The 20,220-nt window shown below is 64.5% G+C and carries 19 protein-coding genes; 12 read left to right on the top strand and 7 right to left on the bottom strand.

Translation table 11 applies throughout. The features are described 5' to 3' along the window. Positions 1-2: 2 nt before the first annotated feature. The gene (locus ABLE86_RS18725) at positions 3-926 is read left to right on the top strand and encodes a Gfo/Idh/MocA family oxidoreductase (RefSeq protein WP_348780497.1); all 924 of its coding nucleotides are present in this window, start codon (positions 3-5) and stop codon (positions 924-926) included. A 25-nt stretch (positions 927-951) separates the two neighbouring features. On the opposite strand, the gene ABLE86_RS18720 is transcribed toward ABLE86_RS18725, so the two are convergent. The 7 genes from ABLE86_RS18720 to chvE are packed head-to-tail and all read right to left on the bottom strand — an operon-like array spanning position 952 to position 9,076. Continuing rightward, the gene (locus ABLE86_RS18720) at positions 952-1,557 is read right to left on the bottom strand and encodes a 2-dehydro-3-deoxy-6-phosphogalactonate aldolase (protein WP_348780496.1); all 606 of its coding nucleotides are present in this window, start codon (positions 1,555-1,557) and stop codon (positions 952-954) included. After that, positions 1,554-2,468 carry a 2-dehydro-3-deoxygalactonokinase gene (locus ABLE86_RS18715; RefSeq protein ID WP_348780495.1) on the bottom strand — a complete coding sequence of 305 codons (915 nt, stop codon included), beginning with the start codon at positions 2,466-2,468 and terminating at the stop codon, positions 1,554-1,556. Before ABLE86_RS18715 ends, ABLE86_RS18720 begins: the two co-directional genes overlap by 4 nt. 8 nt (positions 2,469-2,476) lie before the next feature. Further along, positions 2,477-4,222 carry an L-arabinonate dehydratase gene (gene araD / locus ABLE86_RS18710; protein ID WP_348780494.1) on the bottom strand — a complete coding sequence of 582 codons (1,746 nt, stop codon included), beginning with the start codon at positions 4,220-4,222 and terminating at the stop codon, positions 2,477-2,479. Positions 4,223-4,256: 34 nt separating this feature from the next. After that, entirely contained in the window at positions 4,257-5,228 is a 972-nt protein-coding gene (gene araD1 / locus ABLE86_RS18705) for an AraD1 family protein (protein WP_348780493.1), read from the bottom strand. Positions 5,229-5,231: 3 nt separating this feature from the next. Beyond that, positions 5,232-6,359, bottom strand: coding sequence for a multiple monosaccharide ABC transporter permease (gene mmsB / locus ABLE86_RS18700; protein ID WP_348780615.1), 1,128 nt, complete (start codon positions 6,357-6,359; stop codon positions 5,232-5,234). A gap of 56 nt (positions 6,360-6,415) precedes the next feature. Next, on the bottom strand, positions 6,416-7,954 hold the full coding sequence (mmsA, locus tag ABLE86_RS18695; protein ID WP_348780492.1) for a multiple monosaccharide ABC transporter ATP-binding protein: 1,539 nt from the start codon (positions 7,952-7,954) through the stop codon (positions 6,416-6,418). Positions 7,955-8,011: 57 nt separating this feature from the next. Beyond that, complete coding sequence (chvE, locus tag ABLE86_RS18690; RefSeq protein WP_348780491.1) at positions 8,012-9,076, bottom strand: multiple monosaccharide ABC transporter substrate-binding protein; 1,065 nt, start codon at positions 9,074-9,076, stop codon at positions 8,012-8,014. A gap of 123 nt (positions 9,077-9,199) precedes the next feature. Here chvE and ABLE86_RS18685 point away from each other — a divergent pair, with 123 nt between their 5' ends. The 11 genes from ABLE86_RS18685 to ABLE86_RS18635 all read left to right on the top strand — a co-directional run bounded on the left by ABLE86_RS18685 (position 9,200) and on the right by ABLE86_RS18635 (position 20,209). Beyond that, positions 9,200-10,156, top strand: coding sequence for a LysR family transcriptional regulator (locus tag ABLE86_RS18685; protein WP_348780490.1), 957 nt, complete (start codon positions 9,200-9,202; stop codon positions 10,154-10,156). 226 nt (positions 10,157-10,382) lie between these two features. Continuing rightward, entirely contained in the window at positions 10,383-11,228 is an 846-nt protein-coding gene (locus ABLE86_RS18680) for a cytochrome c oxidase subunit II (protein WP_348780489.1), read from the top strand. 58 nt (positions 11,229-11,286) lie between these two features. Continuing rightward, positions 11,287-13,059: a cbb3-type cytochrome c oxidase subunit I gene (locus tag ABLE86_RS18675; RefSeq protein WP_348780488.1), complete on the top strand. Its 1,773-nt coding sequence runs from the start codon at positions 11,287-11,289 to the stop codon at positions 13,057-13,059. After that, complete coding sequence (locus tag ABLE86_RS18670; protein ID WP_348780487.1) at positions 13,056-13,760, top strand: cytochrome c oxidase subunit 3; 705 nt, start codon at positions 13,056-13,058, stop codon at positions 13,758-13,760. The genes ABLE86_RS18675 and ABLE86_RS18670 overlap by 4 nt, the downstream gene beginning before the upstream one ends. Positions 13,761-13,773: 13 nt before the next feature. Beyond that, the gene (locus tag ABLE86_RS18665) at positions 13,774-14,496 is read left to right on the top strand and encodes a heme-copper oxidase subunit III family protein (RefSeq protein WP_348780486.1); all 723 of its coding nucleotides are present in this window, start codon (positions 13,774-13,776) and stop codon (positions 14,494-14,496) included. A gap of 9 nt (positions 14,497-14,505) precedes the next feature. Continuing rightward, positions 14,506-14,886 carry a cytochrome C oxidase subunit IV family protein gene (locus ABLE86_RS18660; protein ID WP_348780485.1) on the top strand — a complete coding sequence of 127 codons (381 nt, stop codon included), beginning with the start codon at positions 14,506-14,508 and terminating at the stop codon, positions 14,884-14,886. Positions 14,887-15,176: 290 nt separating this feature from the next. Beyond that, positions 15,177-16,718 (top strand): ABC transporter substrate-binding protein, encoded by a 1,542-nt coding sequence (locus tag ABLE86_RS18655; RefSeq protein WP_348780484.1) that lies wholly within the window; start codon positions 15,177-15,179, stop codon positions 16,716-16,718. A 128-nt stretch (positions 16,719-16,846) separates the two neighbouring features. After that, positions 16,847-17,797, top strand: a complete 951-nt coding sequence (locus ABLE86_RS18650; RefSeq protein ID WP_348780614.1) for an ABC transporter permease — start codon at positions 16,847-16,849, stop codon at positions 17,795-17,797. After that, complete coding sequence (locus ABLE86_RS18645; protein ID WP_348780483.1) at positions 17,794-18,660, top strand: ABC transporter permease; 867 nt, start codon at positions 17,794-17,796, stop codon at positions 18,658-18,660. Before ABLE86_RS18650 ends, ABLE86_RS18645 begins: the two co-directional genes overlap by 4 nt. After that, positions 18,657-19,466 (top strand): ABC transporter ATP-binding protein, encoded by an 810-nt coding sequence (locus ABLE86_RS18640; RefSeq protein WP_348780482.1) that lies wholly within the window; start codon positions 18,657-18,659, stop codon positions 19,464-19,466. Before ABLE86_RS18645 ends, ABLE86_RS18640 begins: the two co-directional genes overlap by 4 nt. Further along, the gene (locus tag ABLE86_RS18635; protein WP_348780481.1) at positions 19,463-20,209 is read left to right on the top strand and encodes an ABC transporter ATP-binding protein; all 747 of its coding nucleotides are present in this window, start codon (positions 19,463-19,465) and stop codon (positions 20,207-20,209) included. The genes ABLE86_RS18640 and ABLE86_RS18635 overlap by 4 nt, the downstream gene beginning before the upstream one ends. Positions 20,210-20,220 lie beyond the last annotated feature (11 nt).

Raw genomic sequence — 20,220 nt, 5'->3', positions numbered from 1 at the left:
ACATGACCATCAGGCTGGGCCTTGTCGGCCTCGGCAAGATTGCGCGGGACCAGCACCTTCCTGCCATTGCGGCAACGAAGGAAATCGAGCTGGCCGCGATTGCCAGCCGAAGCGCTGGCCTGCCGGGCCTGCCCTGTTTCCACGACATCGACGCGCTTCTCGCCAGCGACACGGCGGTCGACGCCATCTCGCTCTGCACGCCGCCGCAAGGGCGCTTCGAACAGGCGCTGGCGGCGCTCGATGCCGGCAAGCACCTGATGCTGGAAAAACCGCCCGGCATGTCCGTCGCAGAAGTGGAGGCGCTCGGCCGAATGGCGCGCGACAAGGGGTTGACGATCTTCGCCACATGGCATTCGCGCGAGGCGGCGGGCGTCGAGCCCGCCCGCGCGTTCCTGGCCGACAAGACCGTCCGTTCCGTCTGCATCGACTGGAAGGAAAACGTTCGCCACTGGCACCCCGGCCAGCAATGGATCTGGGAGCCGGGCGGCCTCGGCGTGTTCGACCCGGGCATCAACGCGCTTTCGATCGTTACGCGCATCCTGCCGGAGCCGATGCGGCTCGTCTCCTCCACGCTGGATTTCCCGGAAAACCGCGACGCGCCGATTGCCGCCTTGCTGGGCTTCCGCACGGCTTCGGATGCACCGGTGGAGGCGGAATTCGACTGGCGCCAGACCGGCCCGCAGAGCTGGGACATCCGCGTCGAGACCGATGGCGGCGAACTGCACCTTTCGCAGGGCGGCAGCCGGCTTGCCATCGACGGCGTTCAGCGCATGGCCGAGCCCGATACGGAATACCGCAACCTCTATCGGCGCTTCGTCGAACTCGTAGGCTCCGGCCGGTCCGATTTCGACCTGTCGCCGCTGATCCACGTGGCCGATGCCTTCCTACTCGGGCGCAGGCGGGTTACGGCCGCATTTTACGACTGACCGAAGCCGCGTCACACGGCGCGTGTCATTGCAAGGCCGCGTCGTAGGCGGCAACGATTTTCCGCGCCGCGGATGCGGTGTCCTCGGGGCTCTGGCCGGGCCGGTAGAGCGCCGTGCCGATGCCGAAGCCGCTGGCGCCGGCCCTTATCCAGGCGTCGAAATTGTCCGCCCCGGCACCGCCAACCGCATAGAGAGGGGTATCCTTCGGCAGCACGGCCTTCATTGCCGCAAGCCCCGCCGGGCCGATCAGCGAGGCCGGAAAGAGTTTCAGGCCGGTCGCGCCGGCGGCGAGGGCGGAAAAACACTCCGTCGGCGTCATCACCCCAGGCAAGGACTGCATGCTCGCGGCACGCGTTGCCGCAATCACCGCCGGATCGCAATTGGGCGAGACGACGAGCCTGGCACCCAGGCCGGCCAAGCGCTCGACCTCCGCCACCGACAGCACCGTTCCTGCGCCGATCAGCGCCTGCCCTGCGAAACGGGCAAGCAGGCGGGCGATGCTGTCGAAAGGCTGCGGAGAATTGAGCGGCACTTCGATGATGGTGATGCCCGCATCGATCACGGCCTGGGCATGCGCCTCGACTTCCGGCGGCGTGATGCCGCGAAGAATGGCGATGATGTTGCGGCTCATGCTGTCTCCGCGCTGATCCGTTCGAAAGCCTGCACGAGGCCGAGCAGCACCATCTTCTCGCCGGAGATCGCGCGCGCCTGAGCGCCAAGACCGGCAAGCGCGCGCCGGTAGAGTTCCGTCAGCGCGCCGCTGCCGACGACGAGCACCTCGTTCTCCTGCCAGAACGGCCGCGCTGCTGCCAACTCGGCACCGACCAGCAGGCCGGAAAGGCGGCTGCGCGCGGCCGCGGCCGGCAGGTCGGCGAGCAGCCCCGCGGCGCGCAGACGGAACAGCTCGGCCGCAAGCCCTGCTGGCTGCGAAATGGCATCCGCGACACCCGCATCGAATGCGGCCTCGTCGCTCCCCTCGCTTGCCATGCCGTGGCGCAGCACCGATTGCGTGGCGAGCAGCGCGAAAAGCTCGCCGGTCATGAAGGTGGCGAAGCGCTCCACGCGCCCATCCTTCACCAGCGCCCATTTGCTGTGGGTGCCCGGCAGGCAGACGACACCGGCGAAGCCCGGACTGGCGGCGAGCACGCCTGCGATCTGCGTTTCCTCGCCGCGCATCACGTCGGCGGGTTCGGCCTGCGAAAGCCCCGGCACGATGAAGACCTCGATGAGCGGGCTGGCGACTCGTGGCCGGGCGAAAGGCCTGCCGACCGGCGTGCAGGGAACGCAACGGTAAGCCGCTTCCGTCCAGCCCTGGCGGGCGCCGGCCATGCCGCAGACGATGACAGGCGTGACGCGATTCGCGTCGAGCCAATCGCCGATCAGTTCCAGAAGCGCCGGTTCGTAGCCATCGGGGGTGAGCTTGCCCATTCCGGTGTCGCTAGATGCTTCCGCCAGCAGATTACTCGCCTCGCCGAGCGCGAAGACGCGTAGATTGCTGGTTCCCCAATCTGCAACGATGCGCGCTGCGGTAACCCGGCTCATGACGCGCCTCAGTGGCTGTCCCTGCCCACGGGCGCACCTCGGCAACCGCGCAGGAAGTCGAAATCCGCGCCCGTATCAGCGCCCTGCACATGGGCATGGAAAATCTGCGCATAGCCGCCCTGCGGCACGGGCACATTCGGCGTCTGCGCCGAAAGACGCGCCTGCAGCTCCTCGTCCGGAATGTCGAGATGGATGCGCCGCGCGGCCACGTCGATCTCGATCATGTCGCCATTCCTGACCACCGCGAGCGGCCCGCCAACCGCCGCCTCGGGGGCGGTATGCAGCACCACCGTGCCATAGGCGGTGCCGGACATGCGCGCGTCGGAAATACGCACCATGTCGGTGATGCCCTTCTTCAGCACCTTGGGCGGCAGGCCCATATTGCCGACCTCGGCCATGCCCGGATAACCCTTCGGGCCGCAGTTCTTCATGACCATGACGCAGGTCTCGTCAATGTCGAGCGCGTCGTCGTTGATCCTCGCCTTGTAGTCGTCGATGTCCTCGAAGACGACGGCGCGGCCGCGATGTTTCAGCAGATGCGGCGAGGCTGCCGAGGGCTTCAGCACCGCGCCGTTGGGCGCCAGATTGCCCTTGAGCACGGCGATGCCGCCATGCTGCGCCAGGGCTTTCTCGGTCGGCAGGATGACGTCCTCGTTATGGTTGACGACGTTCTTCACCTCGTCCCAGATCGTCTCGCCGGAGACGGTCAGCGCATCTTGGTGCAGCAGCCCGGCCTCGCCGAGCCTCTTGATGACGACGGGCAAGCCACCGGCATAGAAGAACTCTTCCATCAGATATTTACCGGACGGCATCAGGTTGACGATGGTCGGCACCTCGCGGCCGAGCCGGTCCCAATCATCGAGCGTGAGATCGATGCCGACGCGCCCGGCAATCGCCAGAAGGTGGATCACGGCGTTGGTCGAGCCGCCGATGGCGCCGTTGACGCGGATGGCGTTCTCGAACGCCTCGCGCGTCATGATGTCGGAGGGTTTCAGGTCGTCCTTGACCATCTGCACGATGCGGCGGCCGGTAAGTTGCGCCATCACGCGGCGACGTGAATCGACGGCCGGGATGGCGGCGTTGCCGGAAAGCGCCATGCCCAGCGCTTCGGCCATCGAAGCCATGGTGGAGGCCGTGCCCATGGTGTTGCAGGTGCCGGTCGAGCGGCTCATCGAGGCTTCGGCCTCGAGGAACTCGGCCTGGGTCATCTCGCCCGCCTTCACGGCCTCGGAGAATTTCCACAGATGCGTGCCCGAGCCGACGCGCTCGCCGCGGAACCAGCCATTGAGCATCGGCCCGCCGGTGACGACGATTGCAGGCAGGTCGCAGGAGGCAGCCGCCATCAGCAGCGAAGGCGTGGTCTTGTCGCAGCCCACCATCAGCACGCAGCCATCAAGCGGCTGGCCGCGGATCGCTTCCTCAGCCGCCATGGCGGCGAGGTTGCGGAACATCATCGCCGTGGGGCGGAAGGTGTTTTCCGAGGCCGAAAATACGGGCACCTCGACCGGAAAGCCGCCGGCTTCCCAGACGCCGGCCTTCACCTTTTCGGCGAGCTCGCGCAGATGGCCGTTGCAGGGGGTCAGGTCGGACCAGGTGTTGAGGATGCCGATCACCGGGCGACCGTCGAACAGGTCATGCGGATGGCCCTGGTTCTTCAACCAGCCCCGGTGATAGATCACGTCGCGGCTGGTGCCGCCGTACCATTCCTGCGAACGCAGCTTGCGCGGCCATGGCTTGGGCGTGAAACGGCTCATAGTCGGCCTCTCTTTCCTGGTCTGTCAGTCGCCGTCACAGGACCTTGATGGCGACGGCACGCTCGGCCGGCTCCTTCGCGAGCGCCAGCGGGTTGGCGAGCGGCAGGCCGAAATCGGGCGCGGAGATTTCAAAGACATCGCCTTCCTCCGGCTTGACGCCGTCGGCAAAGGAAAGCGTCGCCGTTCCGAACATGTGCACATGCAGGTCGCCCGGCTGGCGGAACAGGCCGTATTTGAAATGGTGATGTTCGAGATTGGCGATCGTATGGGACATGTTCGCCTCGCCCGAGAGGAACGGCTTTTCCCAGACAGCCTTGCCGCCGCGCAGGATGCGCGACGTGCCACGAATATCGTCGGGTAGATCACCGACGAGCAGTTCAGGCCCGAAGGCCGCCGGCCGAAGCTTGGAATGGGCGAGGAACAGATAGTTGATCCGCTCGGTCACGTGGTCGGAGAACTCGTTGGCCAGCGAGAAGCCGATGCGGCAGGGCGTGCCATCTGGCGCGACCAGGTAGAAGGCGGCGATTTCGGGCTCCTCGCCGCCATCGAGCGCGAAGGCTGGCGAGACCAGCGGATCGCCCGGCGCAACCGCACAAGCGCCCGTGCCCTTGTAGAACCATTCCGGCTGCACGCCGACGCTTCCCGCGGCCGGCTTACCGCCTTCGAGCCCCATGCGGAACATCTTCATGCTGTCGGAAAGCCCTTCGGCCGGCGCGTGCATGGCATCGCGCGCGGAGGCGGAGCCGGTATGGGTGAGCCCGGTGCCCGTCAGGAACATGCGCGACGGGTCAGGGTGGCGCAGCGGCACATCGAGCGCGCCCATGGACGCCAGCTGGGCGAGGTCCAGCGTCTCGCCGCCCTGCGGAACAAGGCTCGCAAGCGGCCGCCCCTGCGCAATCGCTTCCTGCGCGAGTTCGAAAATGGTGGCGCCGGGAACGAGCCTCGCCGATGCAGCAGCGCCTTCGCGTACCGCAACGCCACCGTGCCTGATCTGACTGAGAAGCATTGCCTACCCCTGCTTGTTCTTGTTGTAGACGTCGAAGATGACGGCGAGCAGCAACACCAGGCCCTTGATGACCTGCTGGTAGTCGATGCCGATGCCCATGATCGACATGCCGTTGTTCATGATGCCCATGATCAGCGCGCCGACGACCACGCCGACCACCTTGCCCGAACCGCCGGACATGGAAGCACCGCCGATGAACACCGCCGCGATGACGTCTAGTTCGAAGCCGACGCCGGCCTTCGGAGTCGCCGAATTGAGGCGGGCGGTGACGATCATGCCGGCGAGCGAGGCAAGGACGCCCATGTTGACGAAGGTGAGGAAGGCAAGCCGCTCGGTCTTGATGCCGGAGAGCCGCGCCGCCTTCTCGTTGCCGCCGACGGCATAGATGCGGCGGCCAGTGGTCGTCTGGTTGGTGAAGAAGCTGTAGGCGGCGATCAGCACCGACATGATGATGAGCACGTTGGGCAGGCCGCGGAAGCTTGCGAGCTTCCAGCCGACGAAGAGCAGCGCCACGGCAATGAGGCAGTTGCGCAGCCAGAACATTGCGGACGAGCCGACCTCCATGCCGAAGGCGAGATCCTGGTTGCGGCTCTTCAAGCTACGCCAGACGAGCGCCGCAATGGCGAGGACGACAATGAGAAGGGCCGTGACATTGGGCCGGTCGACGCCGAAGAAGTCGGGGATGAACCCGGTCGAGAGCGACTGGAAGGAGCGCGGAAAGGGGCCGATGTTCTGTCCGGCCAGCAGCCACAGGGTGAGGCCGCGGAACACGAGCATGGCGGCCAGCGTCACGATGAAGGACGGGATGCGCCAGAAGGCAATCCAGTAGCCCTGCGCGGCGCCTATCAGCGCGCCGACCACAAGCACCGCCGGGATCACGGCATAGACCGGCCAGCCGGCATAGACGGTCAGCGTGCCCGCCACAGCACCCGTGAAGGCGGCGACCGAACCGACCGACAGGTCGATATGGCCGGCGACGATGACCAGCAGCATGCCGAGCGCCATGATGATGACGTAGGAATTCTGCAGGAACAGGTTGGTGATGTTCTGCGCCGACAGGAAGTCCACGTCCTGCACGGCGCGCACCACCACGAGGAAGAAGACGACGATGGCGAGCAGCGCCAGCATCATCCCGTTTTCGCGGAGGTTGCCCCCAAGCTGCACCCGCAGGGTATCTATGGCGTTGGTCACGCAGCGTGCTCCCTGTTTACGTTTCCGTCCCTGATGATGAGGCCCATGATGCCTTCCTGGCTGGCCACTTCCCTCGGAAGCTCGCCGATGATGCGTCCCTCATTCATGACGTAGATGCGGTCGCACATGCCGAGCAGTTCCGGCATTTCCGACGAGATCATCACGATGCCGCGCCCCTGCGCCGCCAGGTCGTTCATGATGGCGTAGATCTCGTATTTCGCGCCGACATCGATGCCGCGTGTCGGCTCGTCGAGGATCAGCACCTGCGGATCGGTGAAGAGCCATTTCGACAGCACCACCTTCTGCTGGTTGCCGCCCGAGAGGTTGACCACGCGCTGGTGCACGCCCGGCGTGCGGATGCTGAGAGCGCGGCGATATTCCTCGGCGACCTTGTGCTCGCGACCCTTGCCGAGAACCCAGCCGCTGGCGACGCCGGCGAGATTGGCGAGCGAGATGTTGCGGGTCAGCGGCTCTTCAAGAATGAGGCCGAGGGCCTTGCGGTCTTCCGTGACATAGGCGAGGCCAGCGTCGATGGCGCGGCTGACGCTGGAGAGATCGGCCGGCCGGCCCTCTATTGCCGCCTCGCCGGAGAGGTAGCGGCCGTAGCTGCGGCCAAAGAGGCTCATGGCAAGTTCCGTGCGGCCGGAGCCCATCAGTCCGGCGATGCCGACGATTTCGCCGCGGCGGACGGTGAAGCTTGCGTCGCGGATCATCTGCCGCGGCTGGTCGGCGTGGCCGACGTTCCATCCCCTCACCTCCATCAGCACATTGCCGATCTGGGGCGTCCGTTCGGGATAGCGATGCGCCATGTCGCGGCCGACCATGTCGCGGATGATGCGCTCCTCGCTCACCTCGTCGCGCGAAAGCGTCGAGACGGTGGAACCGTCGCGCAGGACGGTGACGCGGTCGGCGATGCGGCGGATCTCATTGAGCTTGTGCGAAATGATGATGGCGGTGACGCCCTGGGCCTTGAGCTCGCGCAGGAGGTCGAGAAGCTTCTGGCTGTCGTTTTCCTGCAGGGCGGCCGTCGGTTCGTCGAGGATCAGCAGCTTCACGTCCTTGGCGAGCGCCTTGGCGATCTCGACCAGCTGCTGCTTGCCGACGCCGAGCTTTTCAACCGGCGTTGTCGGCGCCTCGTTGAGCCCGACCTTTTGCAAGAGCTGCTCGGTGCGGCGGAAGGCAAGCGGCCAGTTGATGACGCCGCGCGTCGCCACCTCGTTGCCGAGAAAGATGTTCTCGGCAATCGAGAGCAGCGGCACCAGCGCCAGTTCCTGGTGGATGATGATGATGCCTTCGGCCTCGCTGTCGCGAATGCCTCGAAAGGCCATGGGGCGGCCGTCATAGAAGATCTCGCCCTCGTAGGAGCCGTGCGGATAGACGCCGGAAAGCACCTTCATCAGGGTCGACTTGCCGGCGCCGTTCTCGCCGCAGATCGCGTGGATCTCGCCTTTCTCGACCCGAAGGTTGACGCGATTGAGCGCCCGCACGCCCGGAAAGGACTTGCCGATGCCCCGCATTTCAAGAAGCGCAGTCATGCCGTTCCTCCGCCGGCGCGAGGGGAGCGGCCAGCGCCCCCTCGCCCCGCCGAGACCTTACTTGAGCTGCTCGGCCTTGTAGTAGCCCGAGCCGACGAGCACGTCCTCGTAATTGGAGGCGTCGACCGAAACCGGCTCCAGAAGATAGGAGGGAACAACCTTCTTGCCGTTGTCGTAGGTTTCGGTGTCGTTGATTTCCGGCTGCGTGCCCTGAAGCACGGCATCGATCATCTTCACCGTGACGCCGGCAAGTGCGCGGGTGTCCTTGAAGATGGTCGAATACTGCTCGCCGGCGACGATCGACTTGACCGAGGGGATCTCGGCGTCCTGGCCGGTCACGATCGGCATCTTCAGGTCGCCCGAGCCGTAGCCCACGCCCTTGACCGAAGACAGGATGCCGATCGACAGGCCGTCATAGGGCGAAAGCACGCCGTGTAGCTGCTTCTGCGAATAGTTGGCGGAGAGAATGTTGTCCATGCGGGCCTGCGCCACCGCGCCGTCCCAGCGCAGGGTGCCGACCTTGTCCATGCCCATCTGCCCCGACGGAATGACGATGTCGCCGGAATCGATCAGCGGCTGCAGCACCGACATGCCGCCATTGTAGAAAAAGAAGGCGTTGTTGTCGTCCGGGGAACCGCCGAACAGCTCGACGTTCCAGGGCTTCTGGTCCGGGAAGCGCTCCTTCAAGCCCTTGACCAGCGAGGACGCCTGCTGCACGCCAACCTTGAAATTGTCGAAGGTGGCATAGTAGCTGACGGCGTCGCTTTCGCGGATCAGGCGGTCATAGGCGATCACCTTGATGCCGGCAGCCTCGGCGTTCTCCAGCGCGTTGGTCAGCGTCGTGCCGTCGATCGAAGCGATCACCAGCACCTTCACGCCCTTGGTGATCATGTTCTCGATCTGCGAGAGCTGGTTGGGAATGTCGTCCTCGGCATATTGCAGATCGGTGTCGTAGCCGGCTTCCGTCAGCTGCTTGACCATGTTGTTGCCGTCGTCGATCCAGCGCGCCGACGATTTGGTCGGCATGGCGATGCCCACCAGTCCCTTGCTGTCGGCCCAGGCCTGGGCAGCAAGCAGGCACGCGCCAAGTGCGGCTGTCGCCGCAAGAAACCTCATCTTCATGTTGTCCTCCCTTTGACGGGGTTCCTCCGACCCCGAAGCCTCCTCTGAAAGAGATAGAACCTATCGACATAACGGGCAAATCGAATTATTACCGGAATCCATATCAAAACTGGTATATCGGAAATGGCCTTCCTGCCGTCGTCTCTGCCCTTCCTGAAGCTGGCCCATCTGAGGCTGGTGGCCGCGATTGCCCAACACGGCCAGATCCAGGCTGCAGCCCAGGCCCTGGCGCTCACCCAGCCCGCCGCTTCGCGCACGCTTGCCGAGATCGAGCGATTGGTCGGGGCACCGTTGTTCGAGCGTCATCCGCGCGGCATGACGCCCACGCCGCTGGGCGACATCCTCGTCCGCCGCGCGCATACGATGCTGATGGGGATGCAGGACCTCGCCCGCGAACTGCAGGAGGAGCGCGAGGGGCGCAGCGGCCTCGTCCAGGCAGGCGCGGTTACCGGCCCTGCCGTCGGCTGCCTCGTGCCGGCCATTCGCAGGCTGAAGGCGCTCACTCCGCTTGTGGAACTGCGCATCGACGTCGGGCCGTCGATCCAGCTCATGCGCGGACTGGAAGAAGGCGACTATGACTTCATCATCGGCCGCCTGCTGCCGGAATCGGACGTGGACGCCTTCGACATCGTTCCCGGCGCGATCGAGACCGTGCGCTGCCTGGTGCGCAGCAGCCACCCGCTGGCAAGCAAGCGCAACGTGCCGCTTGCCGCCCTTGCCGAGCACCCATGGATCATCCAGGAACGGGGCATGCCGATCCGCCAGGCGGTGGAAGCCGCCTTCATCCACGCCGGCCTGCCGGGGCCTGCCGATGTCGTCGCCACGTCGTCGCTCGTGCTGATGATGGCGCTTCTGGTGGAGTCCGACATGATCGCGCCAATGTCGCTGGAGGTGGCCCGCCTGATGCAGGGGACCGGTGCGGGTTCGCTTGCCGTCATCGACCTCGCCGTTCCGATCGAGGTCTCTCCGTATCACATCATCACCTATCGCGGCCGCGGCCTTTCGCCTGCTGCCGGCCGCCTGCACGCACTGGTTCTGGAAGAGGTCGCACGGCTGCGAGGCGCCGCCGCCAGGAGATGACCGGAGCGCCAGCAATGCCGGTATTTCGCGCAGCAAACTCTGCTCCGTTGCGCCTGTTGCGCCTTGAGGGGGGCACCTACGCCGAATGGCTGCAGGAACCACCAATTTGCCTCGTCAGGGCGGCCGGTCCATGCCGTTCATTGCTCTAGTATTTTTCGTTGAGATCAAGCTATAATGCCGCCGGCTTTGACGGGGAGACAATGTCTTCTGGCCGGAGGAACCGAGGATGGCCGTTGCGCTCGTGCTCGTTCTGATCGTAGTTGGCTCAGTTCTTTTCCATGTTCTGAGCCCGTGGTGGTCTACGCCTATAGCTTCCAACTGGAGCTATATCGACGATACTCTTTCGATAACTTTCTGGATCACCGGCACTGTCTTTGCGGCTGTCGTGTTGTTCATGGCTTATTGCGTTTACCGCTTCCGCCACAAGGAGGGAGCAAAGGCTGCCTACGAGCCGGAACGCCGAAAGCTCGAATCCTGGCTGACGATCGCGACCGCCCTTGGCGTGACCGCGATGCTGGCGCCGGGCCTGGTCGTCTGGAGCCATTTCATCAACGTTCCCGACGATGCGTCGGAAGTCGAGGTCTTTGCCCAGCAATGGCAGTGGAGCTATCGCCTGCCGGGCAAGGACGGCAAGCTCGGCACTTCCAACGCGCGCCTGGTCAGTCCGGACAATCCGCTCGGCATCGATCCAAACGATCCGAACAGCAAGGATGACGTCATTGTCAATGCAGCCGACTTGCATCTGCCCATTGGCAAGCCGGTGAAGATGCTGCTGCGCTCGATAGACGTGTTGCACGATTTCTACGTGCCGGAATTCCGCGCCCGAATGGACATGGTGCCCGGCATGGTCACCTATTTCTGGTTCACGCCCACGCGGACCGGAACCTTCGAGGTGCTCTGCGCCGAGCTTTGCGGCGTCGGCCACGCCTTCATGCGTGGCGCGGTCCAGGTCGATACCGAGCAGGACTATGCCGCATGGCTGCAGCAGCAGTCGACTTTCGCCCAGTTGACCGCGCCGGCGAAGACGGGAGCGCTTGCTGAGCCTGCAACCAGAGCAGCGAAGGTGAACTAGCCGGGCGGCCGCAGCAAGGCCGGGCGGCAACAGGATCGCAGGAACGAAGAGGTGTCCGATGACCGATGTCACGCCTCAGGGAACGGAGTTCATTCCGCCCGCAGAAGTGGCCGAGATGGAGCTTTACCATCCGCACAGCTGGTGGACGAAATATGTTTTTTCGCAGGACGCCAAGGTCATCGCGATCCAGTATGCGAGCACGGCCATGGCCATCGGCTTCGTCGCGCTCGTGCTGTCCTGGCTGATGCGGCTCAAGCTCGGCTTTCCCGATACCTTCTCCTTCATCACCCCCGACACCTACTACCAGTTCATGACCATGCACGGCATGATCATGGTCATCTACCTGCTGACCGCGCTGTTCCTCGGCGGCTTCGGAAACTACCTGATCCCGCTGATGGTCGGCGCGCGCGACATGGTGTTTCCATATGCCAACATGCTGAGCTACTGGATCTACCTGCTCGCCGTCCTGGTGCTGGTGGCCAGCTTCTTCGCACCCGGCGGCCCGACGGGCGCGGGCTGGACGCTCTATCCGCCGCAGGTCATCACCTCGGGCACCCCCGGCTCAGAAAGCCTGGGCATCATACTGATGCTCGTGTCGCTGATCCTGTTCATCATCGGCTTCACCATGGGTGGGCTCAACTATGTGGTCACCGTGCTGCAGGCACGCACCCGCGGCATGACCCTGATGCGCCTGCCGCTGACCGTCTGGGGCATCTTCACCGCAACCGTGATGGCGCTGCTGGCGTTCCCCGCATTGTTCGTCGCCTGCGTCATGCTGTTGTTCGACCGTGTCGTCGGCTCGAGCTTCTTCATGCCGGCCATGGTGGACATGGGAACGCCGCTGCCGCATGACGGCGGAAGCCCCATCATGTTCCAGCACCTATTCTGGTTCTTCGGCCATCCGGAGGTCTATATCGTTGCGCTGCCGGCATTCGGCATCGTCTCCGATCTCATAGCCACCCACGCGCGCAAGAACATCTTCGGCTATCGCATGATGGTGTGGGCGATCGTGATCATCGGCGCGCTCAGCTTCGTCGTCTGGGCCCACCACATGTATGTTTCGGGCATGCACCCCTATTTCGGCTTCTTCTTCGCCACAACGACGCTGATCATCGCGGTGCCGACGGCAATCAAGGTCTATAACTGGATCCTGACCTTGTGGCGGGGCGACATTCACCTGACAGTGCCGATGCTGTTTGCGCTCGCCTTCATCGTCACCTTCATCAATGGCGGCTTGAGCGGCCTGTTCCTGGGCAATGTCGTGGTCGATGTGCCACTGTCCGACACGATGTTCGTGGTGGCGCATTTCCACATGGTGATGGGAGTGGCGCCGATCCTCGTCATCTTCGGCGCGATCTACCACTGGTATCCCAAGATCACCGGCCGGATGCTCGACGACACGCTGGGCCGGCTGCACTTCTGGGTCACCTTCCTCGGCACCTACCTGATCTTCTTCCCCATGCACTATATCGGGCTGGTCGGCATACCGCGCCGCTATCCCGAGCTTGGCGACACCGCATTCGTGCCGCCATCGGTGCATGTGCTGAACGAGTTCATCACCATCGCCGCGCTCGTGGTCGGGGCGGCCCAGCTTGTGTTCCTGTTCAACCTTTTCTGGAGCCTGCGCCACGGCAAGGAAGCGGGCGACAACCCGTGGCGGGCGACAACGCTTGAATGGCAGACGGCCGGCACGCCCCCGCCGCACGGCAATTTCGGCAAGGAACTGCCGTTGGTCTATCGCTGGGCCTATGACTACAGCGTGCCGGGCGCGCCCGAAGATTTCATCCCGCAGAACGTGCCTGGCCTGCCGACGGAAGGCAGCACGGCATGAGCGCGATACTGATATTCCTGGCAGGGCTACTGGCCGTCATCGGCTGGTGGCTGTCGCGCCAGAGGCTGATGTCCAAGCCGTGGCTGGAAGTGGGGCCGGCCACTGCCTTCCCCCAGACGGAGGCGCCCGCGACGCATCCGGCAAGGATCGGGCTCGGCGTGTTCATCGCCGTGGTCGGCGCGCTGTTTGCGCTATTCATCGGCGCCTACCTCATGCGCATGGCCTATGCCGACTGGCAGCCGGCACCCATGCCGCAAGTGCTGTGGCTCAACACGGGAATGCTGATTCTGGCCAGCGTGGCCATGCACTGCGCGGTGCTGTCTGCTCATCGCGGGCGCGTCGACAATCTGCGCCTTGCGCTTCTTGCGGCGGGCTTGACCTCGATTGCCTTCCTTGCCGGCCAGTTGCTGGCCTGGCAACAGCTCGCCGACGAAGGCTATTTCGTTACCGTGAACCCCGCCGTCAGCTTCTTCTACCTGCTGACGGCCATGCATGGCCTGCACGTGCTCGGCGGCCTGGTAGCGCTCGGCCGCACCAACATAAGGGCATGGCAGGGCGGCCGAACCGCCCGGATGGCCCTGTCCGCCGAACTGTGCGCAATCTACTGGCACGCCCTGCTCATCGTCTGGCTGGTCCTGTTTGTCGTGCTGATGGGCTGGGCCGCCAATTTCATCGACATCTGCCGCCGGCTGCTGAGCTAGGAGGAGACGCGGAATGGCCGACACAACGCCGGAACATGTCTCTCACACCGCGGCACGGCCGCAAGGCATGCGCGGGATAGCGGCCGATTGGGCCTCGGACCAGCGGGCGTTCAAGAACGTTTCCTGGGGGAAGGCCATGATGTGGATCTTCCTGCTCAGCGACACCTTCGTCTTCGGCTGCTTCCTGCTGGCCTACATGACCGCGCGCATGTCGACGACGGTGCCGTGGCCGAACACGGCCGAGGTTTTCGCGCTGCATATCGGCGGCCACGAGGTGCCGCTGCTCCTGATCGCCATCATGACCTTCGTGCTGATCTCATCGAGTGGCACGATGGCGATGGCGGTCAATTTCGGCTACCGCCGCGACCGCCGGAAAACAGCCGCGCTGATGCTGGCAACCGCAGCCCTTGGCGCTACCTTCGTCGGCATGCAGGCGTTCGAATGGACCAAGCTCATCATGGAAGGCGTGCGACCCTGGGGCAACCCATGGGGGGCGGCGCAGTTCGGCTCGTCCTTCTTCATGATCACCGGCTTTCACGGCACCCACGTGACCTTCGGCGTGATCTTCCTCTTGATCACCGCGCGCAAGGTGCTGCGCGGCGATTTCGACCGCGGTGCGCCCGGGTTCTTCACCAGCCGGCGCGGCCGCTATGAAAACGTCGAGATCATGGGCCTCTACTGGCACTTCGTCGATCTGGTTTGGGTGTTCATCTTCGCGTTCTTCTATCTTTGGTGAGGTGGTGCGATGGTACAGGCAGAAGCACAGGACCGGGGATTGCACGGCGACACCAGCCTGGCGCAGGCGGCACATGCGGAAGGCCAGCAGCACCCTATAAGGCTATACCTCGTCGTCTGGGGCTGGCTGTTCATCCTGAGCGCATGCTCCTACGCGGTCGATTATTTCAACCTGCACGGCTATCTGCGTTGGGGGCTGATCGTAACCCTGATGCTGCTGAAGGCGGGGCTGATCGTGGCGATCTTCATGCACATGGCCTGGGAGCGGCTGGCGCTTACCTATGCCATCCTGGTGCCGCCGCTGCTGATACTGGTGTTCCTGACCATCATGGCGCTGGAATCCGACTACACCTCGCTTACCCGCATGCTGTCGTTCAGCGCCGCGCAGTAGAGAGCTTTCCGTGCGGGCCCGGAATTATTGTCTCCGGGGCGGCGCCATTGCGCCTTTGGATTTTCAAACTTTGCTTGGGAGGAGCATAAAAATCCTCGGCAACGCGCCTGCCCCACGGCATATTCGGCACATCGACAGTTTGTGCGGCTGCGGGGATTCCACTTGGGCGCCGATGCCCTTATCTGAAGCAGCCGGAGCTTGTCCGCTGCCACGGATTGAAGGGATGGTCGACCGGTCGCGGTTCAAGGGCTCTCCGCCGCCCGGCAAAAGCTAATTCAGGAGCAGTTTGAATGATTGGTGCAACCGTCCTGCTGGACAAATATTCAAAGACGGGCAGGCGCAAGATTGCCGCCCTCGCGGTCACCGCGGCATTTGTCGGCCTGTTGTCGACCGGTTCCGCCCTGCAGGCGGCCGAGGGCTACGACGCCGATGCGTCGATCAAGATCGGCTCGCTCTACGAGCCGCAGAACCTCGACAACACCGCCGGCGCGGGCCAGGGCATCAACGAGGCCTTCAACAGCAACGTCTATGAGGCGCTGTTCCGCCTGACCGATGCGGGTGCGGTCGAAAACGTGCTGGTCAGCGACTACAAGGTCAGCGACGACGGCCTGACCTACACGATCACCCTGCTGCCGGGCGTAAAATTCCATTCCGGCGATCCGCTGACCGCCAAGGACGTCAAGTACAGCATCGAGCGCGTCGTCGCCCCCGATTCCAAGAGCTCGCGCAAGAAGAGCCTCGAGCCCATCAGCTCGATCGAAACGCCGGATGACAGCACGGTCGTCATCAAGCTTTCGTCGCGCTCGATCTCGCTGCCCTACAATCTGAGCTATGTGTGGATCGTCAACGACGCCGCCGCCGACATCACCGCCAAAGAAGATGGAACTGGCCCTTACACACTGGAAGACTGGCGCCGCGGCTCGACGATCTCCCTAAAACGCTTCGACGGGTATTGGGGCGAGAAGCCGACCAATGGGGAAGTCGTATTCAACTACTTCACCGACGCGACCGCGCTGAACAACGCGCTGCTCACGGGCGCGGTGGACATCATCACCAGCGTCCAGAGCCCGGATTCGCTTGCCCAGTTCAAGGACAATCCGGAGTTCAAGGTCAGCGAGGGCCAGTCCACCACCAAGGAACTGCTCGCCTTCAACGATCGTGTCGAGCCCTTCAGCAACGTCAAGGTGCGCAAGGCGATTGCCCGCGCCATCGACAAGAAGAAGCTGCTCAACTCGATCTGGGGCGAATATGGTACGCTGATCGGCTCCTTCGTGCCGCCGACGGACCCGTGGTATGTCGATCTCACCGGCGTCGATCCGTATGATGTGGAGAGCGCCAAGGCACTGCTGGCCGAGGCTGGCCACGCCGACGGCTTCACCTTCTCGCTCGACACGCCCAACTACGACCCGCACCCGATCGTCGCCCAGTTCGTCAAGAGCGAACTGGCCAAGGTCGGCATCACGGTCAACATCAACCTGATCACCGCCAATGAGTGGTACACGAAGATCTACAAGGCGCACGACTTCCAGGCGACGCTGCAGGAGCACGTGAACCACCGCGACATCGTGTTCTACGGCAATCCCGACTTCTACTGGGGCTACAACAACCCCGAGGTCGTGGACCTGATCAAGTCGGCCGAGACCAGCACCACGACCGACGAGCAGACCGCCAAGCTGACCGAAGCCAACCGCATCATCGCCGCGGACGCGGCCAGCAGCTGGCTTTATCTCTACCCGCAGATCGTGATATCGAAGGCCAATGTCAGCGGCTATCCGGTCAACGGGTTGAATTCGCAGTTCTTCGCCTACGGCATCAAGAAGAACGCGGACTGAGCCCGGCACAGTAAGGCCGTCGCCCATATCGGAAAGCGGCGGCCACTGGTTTGACTGAACATCGTGCGGAAGCAATTCCGCACGATGTTTCCGTTGGGGACGAAAGGAACCCGCTCATTCTCGCCTACATCCTCCGGCGGCTCGCCATTCTGGTCCTGTCGCTCTTCATCGCATCTCTGGTTCTTTTCGTGCTGCTGAGGCTGCTTCCCGGCGACCCGGCCAATGCGCTGCTGTCGGTGGGCGCCGACCCGCGGCAGATCGAGGCCGCGCGCGAGCAGGTCGGCTCCAACCTGCCGCTCGGACAACAGTTCCTGCGCTTTCTGAGCAGTCTCGCGCGTTTCGACCTCGGCAATTCCTTTATCAGCGGCGCTTCCGTCGCCGGCGAAATCGCCGCGCGCCTGACCGTTACGCTGCCGCTGACACTGATGGCCTTCGTGCTCGCCATACTCATCGCGGTGCCGCTCGGCATCGTCTCGGCGGTGAAGGCGGATCGCTGGTATGGCGCCCTGATCTCGACCATCTCGCAGCTCGGCATCGCCATCCCCGTCTTCTGGGTGGGCATATTGCTGGTCACTGCATTTGCCATCAATCTGCGCCTCTTCCCGTCCGGCGGCTTTCCGTCACGTGGCTGGCATGCGCCGGCCGAGGCGCTGCGGGCGCTTGCCCTGCCGGTGCTGACGATAGCCATCGTGATGTCCGCCTCGCTGCTGCGCTATGTGCGCTCGGCCACGCAGGACGTGCTGGGCAGCGACTATCTGCGCACGGCCCGCGCGCTCGGCGCCAGTTTTACGGAAGCGCTGGTGCGGCACGGCATCCGCAACGGCTCGGTGCCCGTCATCTCCATTCTCGGCATAGAGCTGGCGTCCACGCTGCTGGGCGCGGTCGTGGTCGAGCGCGTCTTCACCCTACCGGGCCTCGGTTCCATGCTGCTGCTCGGCATCGAGCAACGAGACTATCCGAATGTCCAGGGCGTGCTCTTCATTTCCACGCTTCTGGTGCTTCTGGTCGGCTTCACGGCCGACCTGGTGCAGCGGCTGATCGACCCGCGCTTGCGCGACAAGGCAGGAGCCGCGTCATGAGCGCCGCAGACGAATTCACGCCCGCCGCGGAAACGACTGCGCGGCGGCCGCGTTGGTCGCCGGCCCTCACCGTCGGCCTGATCCTGGTCGGCATCCATGTCGTCGTCGCCTTGTTGACGCTGTTCTGGACGCCTTACGACCCTGCCAGCACGACCGGCGGCCGGCTCGAGCCGCCATCCTTCGCGCATTGGGCGGGCACCGACCGGCTGGGCCGGGATTTCTTCACCCAGATCATGATCGGCTCGCGCATCGCCCTCATCGTCGGCGCAGGCGCGGTGGCCATCGGCGCGGCCATCGGCGTCACCATCGGGCTGCTGGCAGCCTTTGCGACACGCTTTCTCGACGATGCGCTGGCCGCCACGCTCGATATCCTCATCGCCTTTCCGACGCTCCTTCTGGCAATGCTGGTGGTGGCGGCAAGCGAAAGCGCAAGCCTCTGGACAGCGATACTGGCGCTCGGCATCGCCATGTCGGCCATTGTGGCGCGGCTGACGCGCATCCTCGCCAAGCGCGTGCTGCAGAACGACTACATCACCGCTTCTCGCACCTCCGGCACCTCGTGGCCGGGCGTAGTGGTCCGGCATGTGCTGCCCAACATCTGGCCGACGCTCAGCGTCAATTTCGCGCTGCAGTTCGGCATCGCGGTCATTGCCGAATCCTCGCTGTCCTATCTCGGGCTTGGCGCGCCGCCGCCCAATGCCTCGTGGGGCCGCCTGCTGCAGGAAGCGCAGGGCACGGTCTACACGGCCCCTATTGGCGCTATCGCGCCCGGCATCGCGCTGGTGATGCTGGTGATCGGCATCAACCTGCTGGCCGACGGCCTGCGCGACATTGGCGACCCGACGCGGAGGGTCTCGCGATGACGTCGCTGCTTTCCGTCGACGGGCTCACGCTGAAGACCGGCGACAAGACGCTGGTTTCCGACTTGTCGTTCTCCCTCGGCGCCGGCGAGCGCATGGGGCTGATCGGCGAATCCGGCTCGGGCAAGTCGCTGACCGCCATGGCGGTGACGGGCCTTCTGCCCAAATCGATCCTGCCCGCCGGCTCGATCCTGCTCGACGGCCGGCAGGTGGTTGGCACACCCGAACGCGTGCTGAATGGTCTGCGCGGCTCGTCGGTTGCGGTGGTGTTCCAGGAGCCGCTGACCGCGCTCGACCCGCTGATGAAGATCGGCAGGCAGGTGGCGGGGCCTTTGGCGCGGCGTCTGGCGCGCGAAGGCAAGTCGTCCTCACGCCGCGAGGTCGAGCGCGAGGTGCTGCAGTCTCTCGACCATGTCGCGCTGCCGCAGCCGGAGCGTATCGCCAATTCCTATCCGCACGAGATTTCGGGCGGCCAGCGCCAGCGCGTCGCCATTGCCATGGCGCTCGCCTGCAAGCCGAAGCTGCTCATCGCGGACGAGCCGACCACCGCGCTCGACGTGACTACACAGGCGGAAATCCTGAAGCTGCTCGACAGCCTGGTGCGCGAGCTTGGCATGGCGCTGCTGTTCATCAGCCACGACCTGCCGGTCGTTGCCACGGTGGTGGACCGGGTGACGGTGCTGCGCAACGGCCGCGCGGTGGAGGAAGGGCCGGTAAGAACCGTCTTCGACCAGCCGCGCCACGACTACACCAAGACCCTCGTCGAGGCGGCCCGCTCCTTCGACAACGCGCTTGAGGGAACGGCATGACCTTGCTCGATGTGCGCGATGTGACCTTCGGCTACGGCCGGCAGCGGCAGGTTCTGCACGGCGTTTCCTTTGCGGTGAAGAAGGGCGTGAGCGTCGGCCTTGTCGGCGAATCCGGCTCGGGCAAGACCACGATCCTGCGCCTGCTTCTGGGGCTGACCAAGCCGACCGGCGGCACGATCAACTTCGGCGGTTCCGCCCTCGATCCGTCCGACCGCGGCTTCATGCGCGACTATCGCCGGTCGGTGCAGGCGGTGTTCCAGGACCCGTATTCCTCGCTCGACCCGCGACAGAAAGTGCGCGACATCATCTCCGAGCCGCTGCAGTCGCTGCGCATTCCAGGCTCGCACGGTGAAGCCGTGGCGGCCGCGCTCGATGCGGTCGGCCTGCCGGCCGATGCCATCAACCGCTATCCGCACGAATTCTCGGGCGGCCAGCGACAGCGCATCGCAATAGCGCGCGCCATCGTCGCACGCCCGCAGCTTGTGCTCGCCGACGAGGCGGTCAGCGCGCTCGACCTGTCGACGCGCATCCGCATTGTCGACCTGTTCAAGCGCCTGTCGGAAAACATGACGCTGGTGTTCGTCTCGCACGACCTGGGCGTAGTGGCTTCGCTGTGCGAGGAAATCATCATTCTCGAGCGCGGCCACATCGTGGAAAGCGGAAAAACCCGCGAAATCCTGGACGCCCCGCAGCATCCCTACACGCAAAAGCTCCTGCAGAGCGTTCCGCGCATGCCGCGATAGGACAGGCGCAG

It is taken from the genome of Mesorhizobium sp. KR2-14 (assembly GCF_040049255.1).
In the GTDB taxonomy this organism is placed as follows: domain Bacteria; phylum Pseudomonadota; class Alphaproteobacteria; order Rhizobiales; family Rhizobiaceae; genus Pseudaminobacter.
The sequence above is the reverse complement of the archived record's forward strand: the minus strand, read 5'-3'. Positions and strand labels throughout refer to the sequence as shown.